This window comes from Candidatus Omnitrophota bacterium, assembly GCA_016929445.1.
GTDB lineage: Bacteria > Omnitrophota > Gorgyraeia > JAFGIU01 > JAFGIU01 > JAFGIU01.
The window spans coordinates 1-22,603 of sequence record JAFGIU010000056.1 but is presented as its reverse complement, the minus strand read 5'-3'; the positions used below and the strand labels follow the sequence as shown (position 1 = coordinate 22,603).

Here is a 22,603-nt window from a genome sequence, read left to right as displayed (position 1 = left end):
TGGGCCCGCGCGCCAAGGCCCTGGATTTGGATCTGCGGCAGGTGAGTCTGGAGCAGCCCAACGGAAAGCCCGGGGTTTCAGACATCGACCTGCGTGTTTTGGGCGGCGCCTCGATTGCCTTGGTGGGGCCCACAGGTTCGGGCAAGAGCGCCCTGGCGCAGATGATGGCCGCGCAGATCCGGCCGGTCCGGGGAAGTGTTTGGCTCAACAAAAGGCCGCTTTCCAAATGGGGGGATGTTGAGCTCGGCGAGAAAGTGGGCTTTGTCCCTCAGTCCCTTGGCCGTGCTTCGGACAGGAGCACGGTGCGGGCTGTTATCCGCAAGTCGCTGGTAGGGCTGCGCTGGAGGGCACAGGCCGGCAACCAGCGCACGGATTGGGCTCTCAAGAAGCTGGGATTGGAGGCCTTGGCGCTGCGCCGCCTGGAGACGTTGAGTTATGGGGAGCGCCGCTTGGTGGCGGTGGCGAGCCTCTGGGCCCAGGAACCGGACCTGGCCATTGTGGATGAACCCACCGCAGGTCTGGATGTGCAAAACGCCGACCGGGTGCGCGAGGCCCTGGAAGACTTGAGCCGCCGGGGTTCGGCCCTCATCCTCATCAGCCACGATATTGCCTTTGCGCTCAAGCTCTGCGACCGGGTTTTGCTCATGAACCAGGGCCGCATCCGCTCGGACCGCAGTGTGGAGGCTTTGCAGGGCCGCCGCGGTCATGTGCCCAGCTCGCCTGCGGATCTGGAGCTCCTGCACTCGCTTTAAGAGGTAGGGTTGCTGTCATCCCCGTGAAAACGGGGATCTACTTGCTATTAGTGATTAAACTAGATTCCCGCTTGCGCGGGAATGACATCAAGTATTCCTGCTAGCTTGAGAGATTTGACGGCCGGACCGGCCAGCGGGGTTTGCTTGAGCTTCTGTTCCGGAATCCACTCCAGAGGCGGTTTCAGTCTCGCCTTTTTCACAATCTCAGCACAATAGAGTTTTCGGCGCGCGTGGTGGTGTGTGAAGGAATACCGTACTTCCCCGACCAGAGCTCCTGTGAGGGTTTGGGTCCCGCAGACCGCGCTGAAGTCGGGCTCTGCCGAATCCTGTGTCTCCACTTGAGGCAGGTCCCACAGGCCGGCCCAGAGCTGGCCCGGCGCGTTATAGCGCAATAGGATGCGCCCGTCCGCCCGGATCAGAGCGGCAGCATAGCGCATTTGCACGGTCTTGGGCCGGGGACGCGTAACCGGCAGTGCGGACTGGCGGCCGTGCTGTTTGGCTTTGCACAAGTTGGCCACAGGGCAAGACTCGCAGGCCGGATGGGCGGGTGTGCACACTGTGGCCCCCAGTTCCATCAGGCCTTGATTGAAATCTCCGGGGGCTTCCTTGGGTACCAGGCTTTGGGCCAAGGCCCAAATCTGTTTCTGCACAGAGGCCTTACTGACCTCGTCTTCAATGAGAGCCACGCGCGAGAGGACGCGGATCACATTCCCGTCCACCAGAGGCACGGGTTTTCCAAAGGCGATGCTCAGCACGGCTCCGGCTGTGTAGCGCCCGATGCCCGGCAAAGCCAGGACCTCTTCGTATGTACCGGGGATCTGCCCGTTGTGATCCCGGCAAATCTCCACCGCAGCCTTGTGAATATTGCGGGCCCGGCTGTAATAGCCCAAGCCTTCCCACTCCTTGAGCACCTCTTCCACCGGAGCGGCCGCAAGGTCCGAGAGTTGAGGAAATCGCCCCATCCAATGCGTGAAACGTTCGCGCACCGTGTCGACCTGGGTCTGTTGCAGCATGATCTCAGAGACCCACACGCGGTAGGGGTCCGTGTTTTCGCGCCAAGGGAGTTCGCGTTTGTGGGCTTGGTACCAGGTGAGGAGTTGGGACTGGAACTGGCCCGGATTCACTCGACTGACTGCTCGATCACCATGGGTAGGTCCGAGCCAATAGGTCCTTCGACCAGGGTCAAATCGTCATACCAGATGCCTGCGGCTTCTTCAGGCTCCTTGCCGTTCATGCTAACGCTCATGCGGTAAAGATTGACCCGGGCAATGCTATCGATTGAACGCGGAATGCGGACCCGGCTCACAAAGCGCCGGTACTTGCCGGTGAAGACTCCGAAAGGCGCGTCCAAAACCACTTGATTGCCCTCCAGATCCTGGCAGATGAGCACGGCATAGCCGGCTGCCTTGGCGTCGGATTTACCGTAACAGCTGAATGTGTAGACTTTCCCGGCCACTTCAAAGAGGTCCAAGGTGTAATTGGTGAAGCTGTAGCCCTCCTTCGCAAAGAGGGCTCTCTTTCCTGTATGCGCTTGATCCGAGAGTTCTGATTCGACGGTCAAGGTCCAGCCTTGGGGATCGCCGTACGGGTTATCCAACTCCACGCCGCCGTTGGGTGTCAGGGAATTGAACCGCGTTGCAACATGGCGTGCTTGCACGGGTGCAAAGGTGTCTTTGGACTCATTGTCGCCCACCTTGGACTCGACTACACAGCGCCACTCGGCAGCCTCCAGGTTCTCCCCGGGTTGTGGCTCGTCGGAGACAAAAATTTCATAGAGGTAGGCCCGGTTGTTGGGGAAGGTGGTCTTGATGCCGGAGATGCTTTGGCTGTTTCCTAAGTCCATTCTGAGGATTTGCGGGTAGGTACCCACGCCTGCGCGCCAGCGCGTGGAAGTGTCTCCGTCAAAGGCAAGAGCCGCCTCCTGGCCGCTCTCTGAAGAACTGGCCCAGTGAGCCTCTGCCGCCTGCGGCAACAAGAGGCCCGCAAGGACCATCATCATGATTCCTAGGGACTTAGACGCGCTTTGCAATGGGTACATAATTCCTCTCGGCATGTCCCGTGTAAATCTGGCGAGGGCGTCCGATACGCGTGTTCGGAGATTCCCGCATTTCTTTCCATTGGGCAACCCAGCCGGGGACCCGGCCGATGGCAAACATTACGGTAAACATGTCCGTCGGAATGCCGATGGCACGGTAAATGATCCCCGTATAGAAGTCCACATTGGGATAGAGCTTCCGCTCGATAAAGTAGTCGTCACTGAGGGCGGCCTCTTCCACCTGCTTAGCCAGATCGAGCAGCGGATCATTGATGCCCCTCTTGGCCAGGACCTTATCGGCCAGACTCTTGATCACCTTGGCTCGCGGGTCGTAGTTCTTGTAGATGCGGTGGCCAAAGCCCATCAAGCGAACAGAACTGTTCTTTTCTTTGACCTTTGCGACGTAGTCTTTCACCTTGATGCCCTCATCCTGGATATAGCGCAGCATCTCGATGACCTTCTGATTGGCACCGCCGTGCAGAGGCCCCCACAGGGCGAGGATGCCTGCGGCAATGGAGGCAAAAAGATTGGCCTGGCTGCTGCCCACGATTCGCACTGTAGAAGCTGAGCAATTTTGCTCGTGGTCGGCGTGCAGAATCAACAGGACGTCCAAAGCGCGCTCAATATCCGGATCGATTTGATAGTCGCCTGAGGGGGTTTGGAACATCATGTTAAGAAAGTTCGCGGCATACTTCAGCTTGGAACTGGGGTAGACAAAGGGGCGGCCGATTGACTTTTTATAGGAAAAGGCGGCCATGGTTCGCACCTTGGAAATGACGCGGGCCATTGAGGTATCCATCTGCTCCTGGGTCATATCCCATCTTCCGAGCTCCGGATAATAGGTGGAAAGAGAGCACACCATGCTCGAAAGGATCGCCATGGGATGCGCGCCGGCCGGGAAGCCGTCAAAAAAGTGCCTCATGTCCTCGTGGATCATGCAGTGCTCGGTGAGCGACGCGGAAAATGCTTCCATCTGGGAAGCAGTGGGCAGTTCTCCGTAGATGAGCAAATAAGCCACCTCCGAAAAGCGGGCGTTCTCAGCGAGCTGTTCGATCGGATAGCCGCGGTAACGCAGGATGCCTTTCTCACCATCAATAAATGTGACGGCGCTTTGGTCAATACCCGTGTTGCCGAAGCCCGGATCCATGGTGATGTATCCGGTCTGATTGCGGAGCGCTGTGATGTCTATGGCGTGCTCGTTCTCCGTGCCCGTGATAATGGGGAGATCGATTTGCTTATCGCCCAGATTGAGCTGAGCCGTTTTAGGGGTCGAAGTTGTTGCAGATGAACTCATTGTCTTCCTCCGTGCTTTTCGCCGCTTAATGAGCGTGAATAGGATTACATACAAAGGCCGGCCAAAAGACAAGTTTTCTTATCAGGGGGGCCGGCTACCATGGATGTTTCATGGAAACTCGGATTGGGGTCTACCGTGGAGAAGGTGACCTGCGTCATTGTAGCAAGCGGGGGCCTTTTTTGCTAGACTTGATGGAGTTCTTAGCTCTATGCGTATAACAGGCTCTAAATTAAAGAGATAGAAGAAATGCCGCCTTGTCCGGAAAAGCCCAAACTCCATTTTCGATCCGCAGGGCCGGGGGACAGCGCCCGGATTCTCAGGTGGTCCAATGAGCCCTCGACGCGCCGGGCCTCCTTTTCTTCGCATCAGATCACGGAAGAGGAGCACGCCCAGTGGTTTAAAAAGCGTCTGGCAGATGAGGATTCCAGGCTTTATGTGGCTGAGAGCGCTCAGGGACAGCACGTGGGCCTGGTGCGTTTTGTGCGCAGCGCTCCGGAGCACGCGGAAGTCGGGATTGTGCTGGATCCGGCTTTTAGGGGCAAGGGTCTGGGCGGGCCGCTGCTGCAGGGGGGTATTGAGAGGATGCGCGCGGATTGGGGGCCGCTGGAGATCCTGGCCGATATCAAGCCTGAGAACGCCGGCAGCTTGCGCTTGTTTGAGAAAGCGGGCTTTGTGCGGGTAGGGGAGTCTGAATACGCGGGCCAACCGTGCGTGCGGTATGTTTTGTCACCATAGTGTTGTGGTCATCCCCGCGTAGGCGGGGATCTACTCGTCTTGACCCCCTTTCCGTCACGGTATATGATCTAAATTTCCAACCCTCATACTGTCATCCCCGCGAAAGCGGGGATCCACTTGAGTAACTGATTTTATTCCTAGGTGCCGGGGTAGCTCAGTTGGTAGAGCGAGGGACTGAAAATCCCTGCGTCCCCTGTTCAATTCAGGGCCTCGGCACCATTTTGTTTCTGCGAAATCTGTAAGGCCCTGGCCCCTGGCATGGTCCTCCTGACGGGGGCCAGTGGTCAGGGCCTCGGCACCATTTTTCTCAATCCCCCATGACCCTAGAACGGAGATCAGGTAGAATACTTGGCAGCGAGATTCTTCCTTGTGGATCTGAATAGCTAAGCAGATTTGAACATGATAGGAGAAAGGCATGAAGTACCGGGTCCTTATCGAAATAGATGAAGATGGTGTGTTCGTCGCGCAGGTTCCTGCACTACCTGGCTGTGTGTCCCAGGGGCGCACAAGAAAAGAAGCCCTTATGAATGCTAAGGAAGCTGTGGCTGTCTATATGGAGAGTCTTAAGGCTCACGACGAACCCATTCCTCCCTCCATTGACGAAGAAGTCATTGAGGTAGGTTTGTGAGCCATTTGCCGCATCTTTCCGGGCAGGAGGTAATCGCAGCCCTTGTCAAGATTGGCTACACCAAGGATAGACAGAAGGGTAGCCACATTGTCCTGCGGCAAGATTTTTCGCCTTATCGTCGTATTGTCGTTCCGGATCATCGAGAGATTGCGAAAGGTACACTGCGAGCCATCATCAGACAAGCCGGCCTGACGGTCGATGTGTTCAAGGAACTTCTGTGAGTAGTCTTTCCGAAGGATGCCCGTCCGCGGAATTGCTCACGGTGTGCTTTGGGTGATCTGAATCTGTGGGTAGTTCCTGTGAGGTAGGTCTTGTGACCATTTTGTGACCATCCTTGGTCAAACTCCAGGGTACTCAGTGTAAACAATGTAGACTATGGAAAACCCGCAAGTGCTGTATCCGTAGCCTCTTATTTCGAAGTAACTCTCCTTCAACAAGTTACGAAAATAGGCCCCGGAGATTCAGGGCCTCGGCACTATTTTTCTCGTCATTGCGAGGAGCCGAAGGCGACGAAGCAATCTATGCGGAACAAAGATCACTTCACTGCGTTCACGATGACGTTTTCGCCCTCCGCACAGGTTGCTTCAGTCACCATGTTCCTTCGCAATCACAGACCCCGGGTGCCATTTTCATCTCTCCCTCTCAGGCTTTCCAAAATGAAAACGGCCCTTGCGGGCCGTTTTCTGGGGACTGTGGGGTTCTTGGGGGTAGGACTAGAGCTCGTATCCGGACTTAGCAGAGGAAGCGGTGTCTCCCGCGTCTGAGCTGTATCCGCCTCCGCTACTTCCTCCGCAGGCACTTGCCTCGATCGGTACAAGAGCGAAGGATCCGAACAGAAGTAGGAGTGCTGGAATTATCATCAAAGTTTTCATGGCTTGGTCTCCTTTCACGTGTTTGAGATGAGTATGCCCCCTCCCATGCTCCTGGACAACATCATTAGAATCTTCATATAATACCTATCACTTTTAGGTGGCGATTTTTCCCGTATTGACCGAGCTCGTGTATCTTGGAGTCAGCAATGGAGAAGACAAGAACCCTGGAAGCAGATCTCTTGATGCAGGCCTGTGATGCAAGCTCCTCTGCGATTACGGTTGCGGATGCCTCTGCCCCGGATATGCCCCTTATCTACGTCAATAAAACCTTTGAACAAATCACAGGGTACGAGGCCAAGGAAGTATTGGGTGTCAATTGCCGCTTTCTGCAGGGAAAGGATCGTGAACAGCCGGGTGTGCAAGAGATCGCCAAGGCGTTGCAGAGTGGCAAATCCTGCACGGTTCAATTGCGCAACTACCGCAAGGATGGAACGCCTTTTTGGAATGAGCTGAGTCTGGCCCCAGTCTTCGGCTCAAAAGGCGATCTGACTCACTACATCGGAGTGCAGACGGATATCACAAAGAGGGTTGAGGCTGAAACCGAACTCAACCGCCACCGGAATCACTTGGAGCGTCTTGTCGAGGAAAGAACCCGCAAGCTCGAAGAAAAAAACCTTGCTTTGCAGGAAATCCTGAGTCAGATCGAACTTGAAAAGAAGAAGATCAAAGACCAGGTGATCGAGAATGTGGATTCTGTTCTCATGCCCCTAATTCACAAGCTGAGATCCAAGCTGGATGCTCAAGATAAGAAATACACCGACGTTCTTCAGAAGAATTTGGAGGAGCTGACCTCCACCTTTGGCGCCAGCATTACGCGCAAGCTCTACAGCCTGACTCCCCGGGAAATTCACATCTGCAACATGATTCGCAGTGGCCTCAGCAGCAAGGACATGGCGCAGTTTTTCAATGTTTCCCTCTCCACCATCGAGAATCAGCGCAACACCATTCGCAAGAAGCTGGGAATCTCTAAGAAAAAGGCCAATCTAAGCTCCTATCTCCAGTCTCTGAGCGCGGATACTCCGCTACGATCTTTACATAACACCTAAGGGAGATAGGTGTTCTATAGTTGTTCAATTCGCGTTGGCAGGGTGTGCTTTGCATGCGATCATCAGTATCGCCAATGAAGGAGGGCGACATGAAGACGAACAACAAGAGATCAAGGGTATTCCAAATCTCAGTCACCGCAATTGCAGCAATCACATTAGGAGGGCTTCACATGAACCCTGTTCAGGCAGCTCAAACTGCGTACTCTTACAAGGTGTTGGACATTGAAGGAAAGCAAGTGGATTTGGCCCGGTATGCGGGCAAGGTTTGTTTGGTTGTAAACACAGCGTCGAAGTGTGGCTTCACACGCCAATATGCCTCTCTGGAAAAGCTCTACCAGCAGTTCCGGGATCAGGGCTTTGAGGTGCTGGCTTTTCCAGCCAATGATTTCGGGAATCAGGAACCCGGATCTGATGAAGAGATCAAGGGCTTTTGCAGCACAAGATTTGGAGTGAGCTTTCCGCTCTTTTCCAAGATCAGCGTGAAGGGAGATCAAATACACCCTCTCTATGCCCACCTGACCCAAAACTCCGAGTTCAAAGGAGCCATCAAGTGGAATTTCACCAAGTTCCTTGTTGATCAGGAGGGCCGGGTTGTGGGCCGGTTCAGTTCTATGAAGGATCCTTTGAGTAAGGAGGTGGTGGAAATGATAGAGGCACTCTTACAACAAGGACATGCCTAAGAAGGGCAGCAGGCTATGGATAAGAAGATTCTGATCACAGGGGCTACAGGATATGTGGGAGGGCGTCTTCTGGCCGAACTGGAGAAAGCGGGCAGCTCGATCCGCTGTATGGCACGGAGACCGGAGAATCTTAAGTCCCGGGCGGGTTCTCGAGTGGAAGTTGTACCCGGCGATGTCTTGAACCCCGACTCTCTCTTTTCTGCTCTAGAGGGCGTGCATACCGCCTATTACCTGGTTCATTCCATGGGCACATCCAAGGGATTTGAGGACTTGGACAGGCGGGGGGCCGGAAATTTCGCCAGTGTGGCTCAACGCTCAGGGCTCAAACGCATCATCTATTTGGGTGGCTTGGCTCCCTTGGAAAAAGATCTCTCGGCCCATTTGCGCAGCCGCCATGAGGTGGGTGAGATTTTGAGGAGTTCCGGAGTTCCGGTGATCGAGTTCCAGGCCTCCGTGGTCATCGGCTCCGGGAGTCTTTCCTTTGAGATGATCCGTTCCCTCGTGGAAAAGCTACCTGTGATGATCACCCCGCGGTGGGTTTCGAATCTTGCACAGCCCATATTTATCGGAGACTTGCTGGAATACCTGAAGATGGCTCTCGACAAGGAAGGTCTTGAGGGACAGGTTTTTCAGATTGGTGGTGCAGACAAAGTCTCTTACAGGGATTTGATGCTCGAGTACGCGCGACAGCGTGGGCTGCGGCGTCACCTAATTCGGGTGCCTGTTCTGAGCCCGAAATTGTCCAGCCTTTGGTTGGGTTTGGTCACGCCACTGTATGCCCGAGTGGGACGCAAGCTAATCGAGAGTATCGAGCACTCCACGGTTGTGAACGATGACCGGGCTCTTCAAATCTTTGGCATTCGCCCTTGTGGTCATGCGGACGCCATTGCCCGTGCGCTTGCCAGTGAGGACGCGGCTCTGGCGCAAACGCGCTGGTCGGATGCCTTGTCCTCTTCTGGGCCGGTGAAGGACTGGACAGGTGTACGATTCGGGAACCGTATTCTGGATAGCCGCATTGCAGAAACAGAGCTTTCATCTGAGCAGCTTTTTGGTGCAGTGAGGCGTATTGGGGGTGACACGGGTTGGTACTTTGCGGATTGGGTTTGGCATTTGCGCGGAGCTTTGGATGTCTTGGTGGGTGGAGTGGGACTGCGGCGTGGGCGACCCCATCCCGAAGAATTGCGTGTGGGAGATACGATTGATTGGTGGCGCGTGGAACAGTACGAGCCCGGAAAGCGATTGCGACTACAAGCTGAGATGAAGACTCCCGGGCGTGCGTGGCTGCAGTTTGAAGTGAAGCCAGAACTTGGAGGATCCAAGTTGCTTCAAACAGCCATTTTTGATCCTTTGGGATTGGGAGGAATCTTGTACTGGTACGCCCTGTACCCAATTCATTATTGGGTCTTTGGAGGGATGTTACGCTCTATTGTGGCAGCAGCGCGTCGTGCAGGAGGAACGGGAGGTCTTCGCAATGGATCCCAGTAAACAAAACGTTGCGGTTGTTGGAGGTGGAGTTGCAGGAATTGTGGCGGCTTATCTCTTGAGCCGTAAGCATTCGGTGACCCTCTACGAAAAGAACGACTACTTGGGGGGGCATACGAATACGGTGCAGTTGAAAAGGCATGGAGAGTCGAGTGTGCCGGTGGATACAGGTTTCATTGTCTTTAATGAAAAGACCTACCCGTTGTTTTGCCGCTTTTTAACCGAGCTCAATGTGGATTCGCGCCAGAGCGACATGTCTTTTAGTTTCTTCGATCAAGAATCAGGCTTCCACTATTCTTCTGATGTGCCGAACGGGCTCTTTGCTCAGAGAAGCAATCTGCTCAGTCCGCGCTTCTATAGAATGGTGAGTGAAATCCTGCGTTTCAACAAGAGGGCGCGCAAGGATCTGGTGGAAGGCAACCTGAACGGCTTGACGCTGGGCGAGTACCTGAATCGTCTGGGGCTGAGTGAGCTCTTTGTGCAAAGCTATGTTTTGGCCATGGGCGCTGCCATTTGGTCCTGCCCCACGGACCAGATGCGGGATTTTCCGGCCCAGGTCTTTGTGCGCTTTTTCGAGAACCACGGGCTTCTGAGCGTTACTCAGCAACCCAAATGGCGGACTGTAGTCGGAGGAAGCCAGTCCTATGTGCGGGCCTTCAAGGAAAGCTTTAGGGGCCAGATTCATGTTGGATCTGCGGCGCGGGCCGCAAAGCGCCAAGCGAATAAGATCCAGGTCCTGCTTGCCGACGGTGCCCGCAAGGAGCACGATTGCCTGGTAATGGCCACGCATGCGGATGAGGCCTTGGAACTCTTGAGCGATCCCTCTGAGGATGAGAAGCGTTTGCTCTCGAATTGGGAGTACTCCAAGAACGAAGTCCTTCTGCATACGGATATAAGCGCTATGCCGCCTACCCGCCGTGCCTGGACTTCGTGGAATTACGCTCAAGAAGACTCAGGCTCCGAAGAAGGAGCAGTCTCGGTGACCTATTACATGAACCGGTTGCAGGGCATAGAAGGACAGGACTATTTCGTGAGCCTGAACCGGCGCTCGCCCATTGCTTCGGAGAAGATCCTAAAAAGGATCCAGTACACGCACCCGGTGTATACCTTTGAGTCCATTGCCTCTCAGGACGGGATCCGTCGACTTAACGGGCAGAGAAACACCTATTTCTGTGGAAGCTACCTCGGTTATGGATTTCATGAGGACGCGGTAAGTTCCGCAGTGGACGTGGCCCGGCATTTTGGAGAAGCGCTATGAAATCCAGGATTTACACAGGGCATATATTCCATCAAAGGAAGTATCCTGCGGAGCATTCTTTCAAGTACCCGGTATATTTCTTTGCCCTGGACGTGGATGAACTCCAGGAGCTAGACCGGCATGTTAAGGGCTTTGGGTACAATCGTTTCAATGCCCTCTCTGTTAAGTCTGAGGATTACATGCGGCTCTATAAGGGGACTCCCTGGGATAAGATTCGAGAAGCCTTTTCCCACAATGGGACTTTGCCTTTGATTCGACGCGTGGAGCTGCTGACCATGCCCAGAATAGCGGGCTATGCTTTCAGACCGGTGAGTTTCTTTCTCTGCTATGGCTCCCGGGGTGAACTTGTGGCTGCAGTGGCGGATGTCAATAACACCTTTGCAGAGAATCACCTTTACCGTCTGGAGCATCCAAAGCAATCGGAGAAGTCCGGAGCCGTTTGTTTCGAAGCATCCAAGGAATTCCATGTCAGTCCTTTTTACGATATGCAGGGAGACTATGAGTTTAGATTTAGTCAATTAGGAGAAGGCTTGGATATCCGGATCGATCTCTATAGGGAAGGCCGTCTCGAATTCCAATCCAAGCTGTGGGGACGAGCCCTACCGCTCAATACTCCCAATCTTATACGGTCTGCGATGCGCTACTCTTTGAGTGTAGTGCTGGCTTTTCCGTGGATTTGCTGGGAGGCGGCTAAGCTCCATTTTCGAAAAAAGCTACAAGTCTTTAAGAAACCTGTTCCGGCTTCCGAGATGACCAGTCAATATCCTCTGCGTGGATTGCTGAACAAGTGGCGGATGAGTCTTATGCTGGGTTTGCTTTCCCGCATTGATGAAGGACAGATCAGAGTGACCCTACCCGATGGGACAGAGAAAGACCTTGGAGATCCAGAGTCCGGGGTACGAGCCAACTTGAGGATTCGAGACTGGGCCTTCTTCAAGAGAGTGTTGCGGGATGGGGATGTGGGTTTTGGTGAGACCTACACCGAGGGGATTTGGGACACGGAAGATCTCACAGCACTGTTGCGGATTCTGCTCCGGAACCTCCCGTCCTTGGAGGCGCCGCTGAGGCGTTTCTCTTGGCTGGGCCGCTTGCGCAACCGTCTTCTCCACATGTTGAGGCCCAATAGCTTGCAGGGGAGCTCTCAAAACATCCGCGAACACTACGACCTGAGCAACGACTTCTTCCGCTTATTTCTGGATCCTTCCATGATGTATTCTTGCGCCTATTTTGCCCAGGGGAGTGAGCCTCTGGAAGAGGCTCAGCAGGCCAAAATTTCCAAGATTCTCGATAAGGCGCAGCTGACGGATTCGCACCATGTGTTGGAGATCGGTTGCGGTTGGGGCAGCTTTGCAATCGAAGCGGTCAAGCGTACGGGTTGCCGGGTGACCGCCGTGACGATTTCCCAGGAGCAATTCGATTGGGCTTGCCGTCGCGTGGCCGAGGAAGGATTGGAATCTCGTATCGAGGTGGTGCTTTGCGATTACCGGCAGCTCGAGGGAAAGTACGATCGTATTGTGTCTATTGAGATGCTCGAGGCCGTGGGGCACGAGTACTTGGGGGCCTTTTTCAAGACCTGTGATGCCTTACTCAAGCCGGACGGCTGGGCCGTGTTTCAGGTCATCACGATGCCGGATGAACGCTACGAAGACTATCGCGCGAGCAGCGATTGGATTCAGAAGCACATTTTCCCTGGCGGCCATCTGCCGAGTTTGGGAGCGATATCCGAGGCCCTCGCGCGCGAGACAAGCCTGCGCATCGGTGAGGTGGAGAATATTGGTTTGCACTATGCCCCAACCTTAGCCCGGTGGAGGCAGCGTCTACTTAACCGCCGCGAAGAGGTTAGGAACCTGGGCTTTGACGAGAACTTCCTGCGCAAGTGGGTCTACTACTTCGCCTATTGTGAAGCGGGTTTTGCCGAAGCTTTCTTGAACACACTGCATCTTGTGCTGCGCCGTAAGGAGGCACGGCCGGCGCACAGCCCCTCAGGAGTTGCCGATGAATGCAACTAGTGTAGCCTTAGATCCCATTGATTACCGCGGAGCGGTTCCTTTCTTTTTGTTGCACCTGGCGTGTCTCGCAGTCTTTTGGGTTGGGGTGAGTCCCGTGGCCCTGGGAGTCTTTCTTGCGACTTTGGTCCTGCGGATGTTCGGGCTCACTGCCGGATACCATCGCTATTTTTCTCATCGTTCGTATAAGACAAGCCGTGCCTTTCAAATGGTACTGGCGCTCCTGGGTGTTGCCTCTCTGCAAATGGGTCCGCTTTGGTGGGCCGCGCACCACCGCCACCATCATCGTAATGCGGATACAGATCAGGATATTCATTCTCCCAAGGAGGGTTTCTGGTGGTCTCACATGGGTTGGATTGTGAGGCGCCGATTCTATCCCGAAAATATCGAGAGCCGTGTGCCGGATTTGGCCAAGTTTTCAGAACTTGTGTGGCTCAATCGTCATCCCTATGCGGTTCCGCTGGCCTTGGCCGCGCTGTTGTTTGCTTTCGGTGTCTTTCTGGAAGCAACCCGCCCTGAACTCGGGACGAATGGGGCCCAGCTACTGATCTGGGGTTTTGTGCTGAGTACAATTGTTCTGTATCACTGTACTTTCATGGTCAATTCAGTGGCCCATATCTTTGGCAGCCGGCGCTTTGATACACCGGACCTGAGCCGGAACAACCTTTGGGTCGCACTGCTGACCATGGGCGAAGGCTGGCACAACAACCACCACCGTTACCCAGGTTCCGAGCGCCAGGGTTTTTACTGGTGGGAGATCGATTTGACGCACACCATCTTAAAAGGGCTTTCCTGGATGCGCATTGTTTGGGATTTGCGTAGCCCGCCCAAAGGGATCCTGGCGAGCTTGATGGTGTTGTTTTTGGTCAGTTTGTCTCTGGGATTGGCTCCGGCTTTTGCAGGGGCCGGGTTGCCGCTACGAGGGGAGGGTACTTTAAAATTTCTCGGTATGCAGGTCTACACCGCAGCCCTGTATACCGGAGAGACGGAGCAAGGAGAGGATATCTTGGCTGCGATCCCAAAGGTGTTGAGTATTCGCTATCACCGGGCCATTGACCGCCATGTCATTGTTAATGCGGCGCAGAAAAACTTGAAGAGTAATCCGGCCGTAGATTTTAACTCCATTGCAGCGCGTGTGGAACAGATGGCTGCCTGCTATGAATCGGTTCAAAAAGGGGATGTGTATGAGCTGGAGTATGCGCCCGGGCGGGGTACCCGGCTGCTCTTGAATGGAGATCTGAAGACAGAGATTCCCGGGGATGATTTTGCGGCCGCTTACTTTGGAATATGGCTTGGCGAGCGTCCTATCCACCCTAAACTCAGAGAACAGCTGTTGGGTCGTGGCAGGAGAATGAACGGATGATCTGGGAACTCTTGGGTGCAGGGTTTCTTCTCGCCTTTGGGTTGATGTCTGTGATTTGGTACATCTCCTACAGGCAGAAAAATGCCGGTATCGTGGATGGGGTGTGGAGTTTAAGCATCGCGCTCATTACCTGGATGTACGCGCTGACCGGAGACGGAGATCCAATGCGCCGTTTGTTGATCGCGGGCCTGATTGGGTTTTGGGGTCTTCGTTTGGCTGCCTTTCTCTACTGGACGCGCATCCGCGGCAAACACGAAGAAGATCCGCGCTATACGCAATTGCGGGATAAATGGGGTAAGAAGGCTGAACTCCGGATGTTTCTGTTCTTTCAATTTCAGGGTCTGGCAGCTTTGCTTTTCAGTTTGCCTGCGCTTCTGATGAGCGTGGACCCCAGGGCGGGTTGCGGTGCCTTGGAGATTTTGGGGATAGGGGTCTGGGCCGTTGCACTTTTCGGCGAGACCCTGGCGGATTTTCAGCTTCACAGATTCAAGAAAGATCCGGCCAATCGCGGTCAAGTCTGCCGGGCGGGGCTATGGAACTATAGCCGGCATCCGAATTATTTCTTCGAATGGTTGATTTGGGTGGCTGTGTCCCTAGCGGCACTCCCTTCTCCTTATGGTTGGGTTGCATTGGTTTGCCCGGTTGCGATGTTGCACTTCCTCTTTAATGTGACTGGGATTCCGGCGACCGAGGCCCAGGCCCTCAAGACCAAGGGCGAGGGCTATCGGCAGTATCAGCGGAGCACGAGCCCCTTTGTGCCCTGGTTCAAGAAGAAAGGAGTGTCTTGAGATGCCTCTCTATGAAGAATTAATTGCACGTGAATTGATTCCGGATTGTGTCTTGCGTCCGGCCATCCGTCATTTGAATGCGCGCAAGCTGCGTGTCGAAGCATTGGGTGGAAAAGCCGTCCAACGTCGCCGTTTGGAGGACCTGCTTGAGGAGCTGCGTTCTTCGCCCATCGCCCTCAATACCCAGGAGGCAAATACTCAGCATTACGAGGTGCCGCCGGCATTTTACGAAAAGGTTTTGGGCAAGCGGCTCAAGTATAGCGGGGGTTTGTGGCCTGAGGGTGTTGACACCTTGGATGAATCCGAGGAGAAGATGCTGGCGCTTACGGCGGAGCGTGCAGAATTGACTAATGGCCAGCAAGTGCTGGAATTGGGATGCGGTTGGGGTTCCTTGACCTTGTATGTGGCCGGTCGCTTTCCGGAGTCTACGGTGGTTGGGGTGAGTAATTCCCGGTACCAAAAGGCCTATATAGAGGAGAAAGCCGAGCGCCTGGGCCTGGGCAATGTGCAGGTGATATGTGCGGACATGAATGAGTTTGGCACCCAAGAGCGATTTGATCGTGTGCTATCCGTAGAAATGTTCGAACACATGCGCAATTATCAGGAGCTCCTGGCTCGTATTTCCGGATGGCTTAAACCCAATGGGAAGCTCTTTGTGCATATGTTTACCCATCGCAGCTTTGCTTATCCCTTTGTAGACGAGGGTGCGAGTGATTGGATGGCGCGCGAGTTTTTCACAGGAGGGCTTATGCCCTCGGAAGATCTTCTGAGTTATTTTCAGAAGGATTTAAAACTACAGCGCCAGTGGCGTGTGAGCGGAACGCACTACCATCGAACATGTGAGGCGTGGTTGAAGAATCAAGACAAGAACCGCAAAGAGATCCTGGAGATTTTTGCCAAGACCTACGGGCCGGAAGAGGCCCGGAAGCGTTTTTCTTTCTGGCGAGTCTTTTTTATGGCCTGTGCTGAGCTCTTTGGCCATGCGGGAGGAAGGGAATGGGGAGTGAGTCATTATCTTTTTGAAAAGCACGGGACACAAGAGGAAGGTTCAGATGCTTCCCGAATTAAGTAGCAGCCGTAAATCGGCATGGGTTGTGCTGGGCTGGGTCGGTTTGTGTCCGGCAGTCGGGGCTCTCAGCAGCCGCTTCGAGCCGGGTGTGTGGTGCGAGACATTGGTTCGCCCTGCGTTTACGCCTCCGGACGCAGTCTTTCCCGTTGGTTGGAGTATTCTCTACCGAATGATGGGATTGGCGGCTGCGTTGATTTGGCAGCAAGAGTCCAGCCGGATGAGAACACCGGGGCTTCGCCGCATTGCTGAATGCTTCCTTCTTTTGGCTCAACCGTTAAAGTCACTCGTATTCAGGAAACACGTGTAATGGAAAAGAAAGCCATTCTGTGGTTCCGAAAAGACTTGAGGCTAAGGGACAACACAGCTCTCGAAGAGGCCTTAGCGAGAAAGAGAAAAATTATTCCGCTCTTTATCTGGGATCCGGACTCCGAAGGGGGATGGGCGCCCGGGGCCGCAAGCCGTTGGTGGCTTCATCAATCCTTGTCTGCATTGGCCGCTGATCTCGAAAAGAAGGGCGCGCCTCTCGTCGTGCGCTCGGGCAGCACCTTGGAGATATTGAAGCAAGTCTTTCAGGAAAGCTCAGCCGATCTATTGGTTGGGCACCGCCGTTACGAGCCGGCGGCCAGAAAAGTGGAGGAGGACATCCAACTCAGCTTCCGTGACTCCGGTGTGGAGGTCCGGCTCTTGAGCGGGAGCTTGCTCAATGAACCGGATGAGTTCCTCAACCAGGCGGGCAAGCCTTACCAGGTGTTCACGCCTTTCTGGAAAGTCCTCCACGCTCTGCCCTGGGTATTCGATTCGCATGGGGTGCCTGCGCGAATACCCGTACCGCAGAACTATCCGGCCGGAGAATCCTTATCTGCTTTGGATTTATTGCCGCTTCCGGATTGGACCGGCGGAATGAAAGAGGCTTGGCAGCCGGGTGAAAAGGGCGCCTGGCAAAGGCTGAAGAAGTTTCTCGACGAGCCGGCCTTAAGTTATGCCGGTGACCGGGACCGTCCTGACTTGGAAGGCACTTCTGCATTGTCTGCCCATTTGACTTGGGGAGAGATCAGCCCGCATCGAGTGCGGCACGAGCTGATTAGAAAATCCCAAGGCCAGACACCCAAGGCCCAAGCCAGTCTTTCGGCACATTTGCGGCAGTTGGGTTGGCGCGAATTTGCTCATCATCTCCTGTATCATTTTCCGGACACGCCCTCGCAGCCGTTAAAGCCGGAGTTCAGGCGTTTCCCTTGGCGGAAGGGCGCGGAGAATTTGCGGGCTTGGCAGCGGGGCCGAACGGGTTATCCGATTGTCGACGCTGGAATGCGGCAGCTTTGGGAAAGCGGATGGATGCATAACAGAGTGAGAATGGTGACGGCATCCTTCTTAGTAAAGGATCTTCTGCTTCCCTGGCAAGAGGGGGCGCGCTGGTTCTGGGACACCTTGGTCGATGCAGACCTTGCCAACAATACGTTGGGCTGGCAGTGGGTGGCTGGTTGCGGTGCGGACGCGGCTCCCTATTTCCGGATCTTCAACCCAGTCATTCAAGGGGAGAAATTCGACCCTTACGGGAATTATGTGCGCCGGTGGATTCCCGAGCTGGGTGAAATGCCGGCCAAGTGGCTTCACCGGCCATGGGAAGCGCCGGCCGATGAGCTCAGCGCTGCGCGAGTGGATTTTGGCAAAAACTACCCCAATCCGGTGATTGACCATTCCCAGGCTAGAGACCGGGCCCTGGGAGCTCTCGACAAGATGAAGGAGCGAGTAGGCTGAATTCGTGGTGCAGACTCTTATTCCGAACCAACTCTCCTTCAGCAGGTCATGAGTTCGATGAACTTGCGGACTGCAGACTTTTGACGGGTGTGCTTGCGGTGGATCAGAGCGAGCGGCCATTCGAGAAAGGTTTCCATAAACTTGACGCTGCTCAGCTCGCCTGAGCGGATCTCGCCCTGGACTGCAGTCTTGGGGACGATCGAGACTCCCAGGCCGGTGGCAACAGCCTTTTTCACAACCTCGACATTGTTGAAGGTATACGCGATGTGGACTCGAACCCCAGCATCGGAGAATATTTTGTCAAATACCTGACGGATGGGGAGTTCCTCCGATGCGGCAATAAAGGGCTCATTTCCCAATTTGCGAAGGCTGATTTGCTTGAGCTTGGCCCATGGATGATTCGGAGGGGTGATCATGACCAGGGGTTCGGAATGAAAGGGCACAATCTGAATCCCGGCGTGTTGCCTGGGGAAGTCCACCACACCCAAGTCCAAACGGTTTTGCAGCACTCCCTCATAGATTTCCGGAGAAAGCAGGTACTTCAGCCGCAGCGTTGTCTGCGGGTATTTTTTCGCAAATTCTGCTGTATACGGCAAGAGAAGGTGTAAGCCTGCTGTGTAGATGGAGCCTAAACGCAGCGTTCCCCGGATCTCGTCCTGCGGCTGTTTGAGGAGGGTCTGTAATTCCTCAAACTCGTCAACGATATTGCGAGCCTTTCCATATACGAGCTTGCCGTAGTCGGTCAACCGGAGCTTGCGGTATCCCCTTTCAACGAGCTGCACCCCGAGCTTTGTCTCCAGCGACTTAAGGTGGTGGCTGATCGCCGATTGGGTCAGAAAGTTCTTTTCCGCGGTTTCCGTGAAGCTCTGAGTCTCAATCAGGTCACAGAGAATCTGAAACGAATGGATCATTATGAAATAGCCTCATGATTAATCAAACGTTATTCATTTGAATCATAGTCGTGCATGTGCGAGATTGCAAGCAAAGATCAATGAGGAAGTCACACACATTGCGTATTAGAACATTTATGAATAGTCACACTGATGAAAGGCCTGACTGGATATGGAATGGAACGCCATAAAGGGGTTGTCGATCGGAGGCATTACTTTTGTTGTGGGGTTCATAGTGGCCATGTCTCTTGCGTATCCGCCTGTCAGTTTAGAGTCCGCTGAAGATGTTATCCGCAACAGCAGGAGTCTTGACTACGAGCGTTCGCAAAGAGGGTACTTGATTGCAGAGGCAGGACATTTCCTGAGGAAGGGGGATCATCCTGAGGCGGTCAAGATAGCGCGCCACATCCTGGAGGAATTAGACAAGGAAGATGAAGTGGCGCGGAGGATTCTAAGAGAGGCAATCACAGGAGCCAAAAGTCCTGGATTCCAGGAGGGAGGTATTTGAATGAGTTTTATACCACTAGCTCAATTGCTGGATAGCCCAGTTTACTCGATCTCGGAGGGAAAGGTTTTGGGACGTGTGGTCCAATCCGCTGTGGAGGCTGATCCCGGCCGAGTCAGCGCCCTGTTGGTGGATGATATGAAGGCCGAGGAGGCGCTGATCCGGGTGGAGGACATTGAGACATTCGGTATCGATGCGCTGATGATCCGTTCCGAAGAGAACTTGACTAAGCCCGTTCCTTGGTCCGAAGTGGATCAAGATCTTGAGCTGGGGGGACGGATCAATGGAGTGCCGGTATTGAGCAAAAGCGGCGAAAGATTGGATTTGGTGGTAATTTCTTTCTTTTTCCGTCCTGGGAGCGGAGAGATCACACACTTTGAGGTCTCTGGTGGACTGCTCAGAGACATGCTGGAGGGTAAGGGTCTGCTGCCTCGTGAAGGGGTTATATCCATCGGACCGGATGCGCTCATTGTTACGGAGGATGCACAGACTATTGTGGAGACTATCAAGGCAGGCCCAAGCCTCATCGATTCGGCCAAGAGGCTTAAACAACAAGTGGGCAGGGTGTTTGAGGATGTGAAGTAAACCGTGTGAGCGACCGGAGCCTGCGGCAGAGAGTTGAAGACATGCTCCGGTCACATGCCAGGCTTTGTTAGACGAGAATCAAGATAGAGTTCAGGGGTAGGCTCTCCTTCGGGAAAGATTTCTGCCGAATTCCAGTTATAGTTACTTTTCGATCTATTTGTTAATTAGGGGTTGACAATAAGGTCTCCGTAGGTTACATTTATCCAGGAGAGGCGGGATATGAAGATAGTCGGCATACAGATGAAGAGGCTGCGGCGGGAAAGACAAATTACCTTACGTGAACTGGCGCATAAGGTTGGGGTTAGTGCCAGCTTTTTGTCCCAGGTCGAGCAAGGCAAGACCTCCCCCTCTTTGGTCACGCTCAAGAAGGTGGCGGATCATCTTCAAACCACAGTGGGGAATCTGGTGGGCGAGCAGCATAAGGTCCTGGATGATCCTGTGGTAAGGGAAGCGGATCGGGATGCGATCAGGGATATCGGGAGTGACATCAAGATGTTTGTGCTCTCGAACCCGGGGCCAACAAAGCAAATGCAACCGCTCTTGTTTGAACTGGAGCGGGAAGCAAGCTCCGGTACGGATGTGTACACCCATTACGGGCAGGAGTTTGTACTGGTCTTGAAGGGGAGTCTGGAACTCAATCTGGAGGATAAGACCTATCAGTTGAAGAAGGGGGACAGCATCTATTTCAATTCGCACACGCCTCATTCTTTTAGAAATATCCACCAGGGGAAGACCGAGGCGCTGTGGGTGGTAACACCTCCGACCTTTTAGGAAGATGCGGTTTTTTTTGGACCGGATGTTAAGTATTAGTACATACTGTAAAGTATTTAAAAACAGTGTGCCGGAAAACCGGCGGATGGGCCTAACTACAACAGGAGGCAGGGCATGAAAAGCAATATCAAGTCGGCCAATAGAGTGCAAGTCCTGGGCGAGCACCAAGACGCCTGCACAAGAATCGTGGATTCAATGAGAAGTGGTGTGTATGCGACGGATACAGAGGGCAATATCCTGTTCGCGAATCAGGCGCTGGCAGAGATGTTCCGGTATCAGGACAGCGATGAGCTTGTGGGTCGTAATCTGGCCAAGGAGCTGTACGAGAATCCAGGGGACCGGACCGTCTTTTTGAAAGCCCTGAATGAGAAGGGTGCTGTTTGTGACTATGAGGTGCGGATGCAGCGCAAGGATGGCACCCGGGTCGTGGTTTCAGCCAGAAGTAACTTGTTGCTGGATAAGAACGGCGAAGTCATGGGTGTGGAGGGCGTTCTGAATGATATTAGTGAACAGATCCGCCAGAGCCGGTTAGGCACCTCTGCGGGAGAAACTCCCAAAGCATCCCAGGACAAATTCGAAACCTTGATGAAGGATTCATTGACGCAGGTATACAGCTATGAGTTCTTCAGAAAGCAGTTAGGCATAGAGATAAACCGCATCAACGATGTGTTCAGCTCTATGTGCCTGATGATGATCGATATCGACTCCTTCCACCGTTACAACAACGAGTTCGGAAGAGACGGCGGAGACAAGCTGCTTGGATCAATCGGTCAGTTGCTCAACCAGAAATCCCGGCCGCGTGATTTGGTGGGCCGGATTGCCCGGGACCAGTTCCTGGTAATGCTTCCTGCCACAAAGAGGGATGACGCATTCGATCTGGCTCAGCAACTGAAGGCAGAGATTTCCGGCATGGAGGCAAAAGAATCGGTCACCTGCAGCATCGGCGTATCCCAGTATGCGATGGGGATGACTCAGGAGGAGTTGTTCCTGCAGGCCAACATGGCGCTCTGCATGGCGAAAGAGACCGGGAAGAATGACGTGTGTTTCTATGGATAAACAGAATATCGAGAAAGAAGTGAGGCAAAGAAAAATGGACAACAGCGTGCTGGAAAGAGTACGGGAACAGGCAAAGGCCAGACCCAAAAGAATTGTGTTCCCGGAGGCATGGGATGAAAGAGTTGTTGTGGCGGCAAAGCAGGTGCAGGAAATGGGAATTGCAGAACCGATTATGCTGCACAGAGATGATATCGATACCTTTGAGAGGGAGATATACGCGAACTTTCTCTGTGAGAAGAAGAGGAATCTGACCTATGAGAAAAGCCGCGAGTTGATGGAAAGCAATCTGTTCTTTGCTGCGATGATGGTGCGTCTGGGCCTTGCGGATGGGATGGTTGCTGGAGCCGCGTCTTCTACGGCGGACGTGATGCGTGCGGTTATTTACTGCATGGATGTAGATGAGCGCGTCGGTCTCATTACCAGTTGCTTTCTGATGGCTGTCCCGGGTTGTTCCGCAGGGGAAGGCGGACTCATTGTTTTTGCGGATTGCGGGGTTATTCCTTCTCCGACAAGCGAGCAACTGGCGAAAATCGCATTGGCGAGCGCATTCTTTATGGAGGAGGCTCTCGATATCCCTCCACGCGTTGCAATGTTGAGCTACTCCTCCAAAGGCAGCGCCAACCATGAGGATGTGACCAAAGTTAAGGATGCGGTGCAGATCGCGCAAGAAATGGGATATGGGATTCCCATTGACGGCGAAATGCAGGTGGACAGCGCTATTGTTCCTGAGATTGCAGCAAAAAAAATGGGGGACAGTCCGGTTGCGGGCCTGGCAAACGTGTTGGTTTTTCCTGATCTGAATTCGGGAAATATCGGCTACAAACTTACCGAGAGACTTGCCGGAGCCCGCGCTATAGGGCCGATTATCTTGGGCACTGTGCAGCCCTGCAGTGATTTATCCCGTGGGTGCAGTGTTGAGGATATTGTTGACTGTACTGCGTTTACGGTCATGAGGGCTCAGAGCCGGGAGAAAAAGAAACCTCTAATCAACATGGAAAAATACTATGCGAATACTCGTCTTTAACGGAGGAAG

The 22,603-nt window shown here is 53.9% G+C and carries 23 protein-coding genes and 1 tRNA gene; 20 read left to right on the top strand and 4 right to left on the bottom strand.

Going from position 1 to position 22,603, the window contains the following annotated elements; all coding sequences use genetic code 11:
• Positions 1-752 (top strand): ABC transporter ATP-binding protein (locus tag JW937_04920; protein ID MBN1586754.1); only part of this gene is annotated, 752 nt, incomplete at its 5' end.
• A gap of 59 nt (positions 753-811) precedes the next feature.
• Here the strand turns inward: JW937_04920 and mutY are convergent.
• The 3 genes from mutY to JW937_04905 are packed head-to-tail and all read right to left on the bottom strand — an operon-like array spanning position 812 to position 4,081.
• Positions 812-1,876: an A/G-specific adenine glycosylase gene (gene mutY / locus JW937_04915; protein ID MBN1586753.1), complete on the bottom strand. Its 1,065-nt coding sequence runs from the start codon at positions 1,874-1,876 to the stop codon at positions 812-814.
• Complete coding sequence (locus JW937_04910; protein MBN1586752.1) at positions 1,873-2,751, bottom strand: discoidin domain-containing protein; 879 nt, start codon at positions 2,749-2,751, stop codon at positions 1,873-1,875. The genes mutY and JW937_04910 overlap by 4 nt, the downstream gene beginning before the upstream one ends.
• Positions 2,752-2,764: 13 nt before the next feature.
• Positions 2,765-4,081, bottom strand: a complete 1,317-nt coding sequence (locus tag JW937_04905) for a citrate synthase (protein ID MBN1586751.1) — start codon at positions 4,079-4,081, stop codon at positions 2,765-2,767.
• 246 nt (positions 4,082-4,327) lie between these two features.
• On the opposite strand from JW937_04905, the gene JW937_04900 reads away from it, so the two are divergent.
• From JW937_04900 to JW937_04835, 14 genes are all read left to right on the top strand, one after another.
• Positions 4,328-4,816: a GNAT family N-acetyltransferase gene (locus JW937_04900; protein MBN1586750.1), complete on the top strand. Its 489-nt coding sequence runs from the start codon at positions 4,328-4,330 to the stop codon at positions 4,814-4,816.
• Between the two features lie 143 nt (positions 4,817-4,959).
• Positions 4,960-5,035 (top strand) — tRNA-Phe (locus JW937_04895).
• Between the two features lie 196 nt (positions 5,036-5,231).
• Positions 5,232-5,444 carry a type II toxin-antitoxin system HicB family antitoxin gene (locus tag JW937_04890; protein MBN1586749.1) on the top strand — a complete coding sequence of 71 codons (213 nt, stop codon included), beginning with the start codon at positions 5,232-5,234 and terminating at the stop codon, positions 5,442-5,444.
• The gene (locus JW937_04885; GenBank protein ID MBN1586748.1) at positions 5,441-5,665 is read left to right on the top strand and encodes a type II toxin-antitoxin system HicA family toxin; all 225 of its coding nucleotides are present in this window, start codon (positions 5,441-5,443) and stop codon (positions 5,663-5,665) included. Before JW937_04890 ends, JW937_04885 begins: the two co-directional genes overlap by 4 nt.
• A 797-nt stretch (positions 5,666-6,462) precedes the next feature.
• Entirely contained in the window at positions 6,463-7,362 is a 900-nt protein-coding gene (locus JW937_04880; GenBank protein ID MBN1586747.1) for a PAS domain-containing protein, read from the top strand.
• 170 nt (positions 7,363-7,532) lie between these two features.
• On the top strand, positions 7,533-8,042 hold the full coding sequence (locus JW937_04875; protein MBN1586746.1) for a glutathione peroxidase: 510 nt from the start codon (positions 7,533-7,535) through the stop codon (positions 8,040-8,042).
• Positions 8,043-8,057: 15 nt separating this feature from the next.
• Entirely contained in the window at positions 8,058-9,527 is a 1,470-nt protein-coding gene (locus JW937_04870; protein ID MBN1586745.1) for an SDR family oxidoreductase, read from the top strand.
• Positions 9,514-10,782 carry an FAD-dependent oxidoreductase gene (locus JW937_04865; GenBank protein MBN1586744.1) on the top strand — a complete coding sequence of 423 codons (1,269 nt, stop codon included), beginning with the start codon at positions 9,514-9,516 and terminating at the stop codon, positions 10,780-10,782. The genes JW937_04870 and JW937_04865 overlap by 14 nt, the downstream gene beginning before the upstream one ends.
• Positions 10,779-12,791 (top strand): DUF1365 family protein, encoded by a 2,013-nt coding sequence (locus JW937_04860; protein MBN1586743.1) that lies wholly within the window; start codon positions 10,779-10,781, stop codon positions 12,789-12,791. Before JW937_04865 ends, JW937_04860 begins: the two co-directional genes overlap by 4 nt.
• Entirely contained in the window at positions 12,778-14,151 is a 1,374-nt protein-coding gene (locus tag JW937_04855; protein MBN1586742.1) for a chalcone isomerase family protein, read from the top strand. The genes JW937_04860 and JW937_04855 overlap by 14 nt, the downstream gene beginning before the upstream one ends.
• Positions 14,148-14,939 (top strand): DUF1295 domain-containing protein, encoded by a 792-nt coding sequence (locus JW937_04850; GenBank protein MBN1586741.1) that lies wholly within the window; start codon positions 14,148-14,150, stop codon positions 14,937-14,939. Before JW937_04855 ends, JW937_04850 begins: the two co-directional genes overlap by 4 nt.
• A 1-nt stretch (position 14,940) precedes the next feature.
• Positions 14,941-16,011, top strand: a complete 1,071-nt coding sequence (locus JW937_04845; GenBank protein ID MBN1586740.1) for a class I SAM-dependent methyltransferase — start codon at positions 14,941-14,943, stop codon at positions 16,009-16,011.
• Complete coding sequence (locus JW937_04840; GenBank protein ID MBN1586739.1) at positions 15,992-16,315, top strand: tryptophan-rich sensory protein; 324 nt, start codon at positions 15,992-15,994, stop codon at positions 16,313-16,315. The genes JW937_04845 and JW937_04840 overlap by 20 nt, the downstream gene beginning before the upstream one ends.
• A complete protein-coding gene (locus tag JW937_04835) occupies positions 16,315-17,763 on the top strand; it encodes a deoxyribodipyrimidine photo-lyase (GenBank protein ID MBN1586738.1) in 1,449 nt (482 codons plus the stop codon). The genes JW937_04840 and JW937_04835 overlap by 1 nt, the downstream gene beginning before the upstream one ends.
• Before the next feature lie 38 nt (positions 17,764-17,801).
• On the opposite strand, the gene JW937_04830 is transcribed toward JW937_04835, so the two are convergent.
• Positions 17,802-18,674 carry a LysR family transcriptional regulator gene (locus JW937_04830; GenBank protein MBN1586737.1) on the bottom strand — a complete coding sequence of 291 codons (873 nt, stop codon included), beginning with the start codon at positions 18,672-18,674 and terminating at the stop codon, positions 17,802-17,804.
• A 151-nt stretch (positions 18,675-18,825) separates the two neighbouring features.
• On the opposite strand from JW937_04830, the gene JW937_04825 reads away from it, so the two are divergent.
• From JW937_04825 to JW937_04805, 5 genes are all read left to right on the top strand, one after another.
• Positions 18,826-19,161, top strand: coding sequence for a hypothetical protein (locus JW937_04825; protein ID MBN1586736.1), 336 nt, complete (start codon positions 18,826-18,828; stop codon positions 19,159-19,161).
• Entirely contained in the window at positions 19,162-19,743 is a 582-nt protein-coding gene (locus JW937_04820; protein ID MBN1586735.1) for a hypothetical protein, read from the top strand. It abuts the gene before it with no gap.
• A gap of 219 nt (positions 19,744-19,962) precedes the next feature.
• Positions 19,963-20,514, top strand: a complete 552-nt coding sequence (locus JW937_04815; protein MBN1586734.1) for a helix-turn-helix transcriptional regulator — start codon at positions 19,963-19,965, stop codon at positions 20,512-20,514.
• 114 nt (positions 20,515-20,628) lie between these two features.
• Positions 20,629-21,570, top strand: coding sequence for a sensor domain-containing diguanylate cyclase (locus JW937_04810; GenBank protein MBN1586733.1), 942 nt, complete (start codon positions 20,629-20,631; stop codon positions 21,568-21,570).
• On the top strand, positions 21,563-22,594 hold the full coding sequence (locus tag JW937_04805; protein ID MBN1586732.1) for a phosphate acetyltransferase: 1,032 nt from the start codon (positions 21,563-21,565) through the stop codon (positions 22,592-22,594). The genes JW937_04810 and JW937_04805 overlap by 8 nt, the downstream gene beginning before the upstream one ends.
• Positions 22,595-22,603 lie beyond the last annotated feature (9 nt).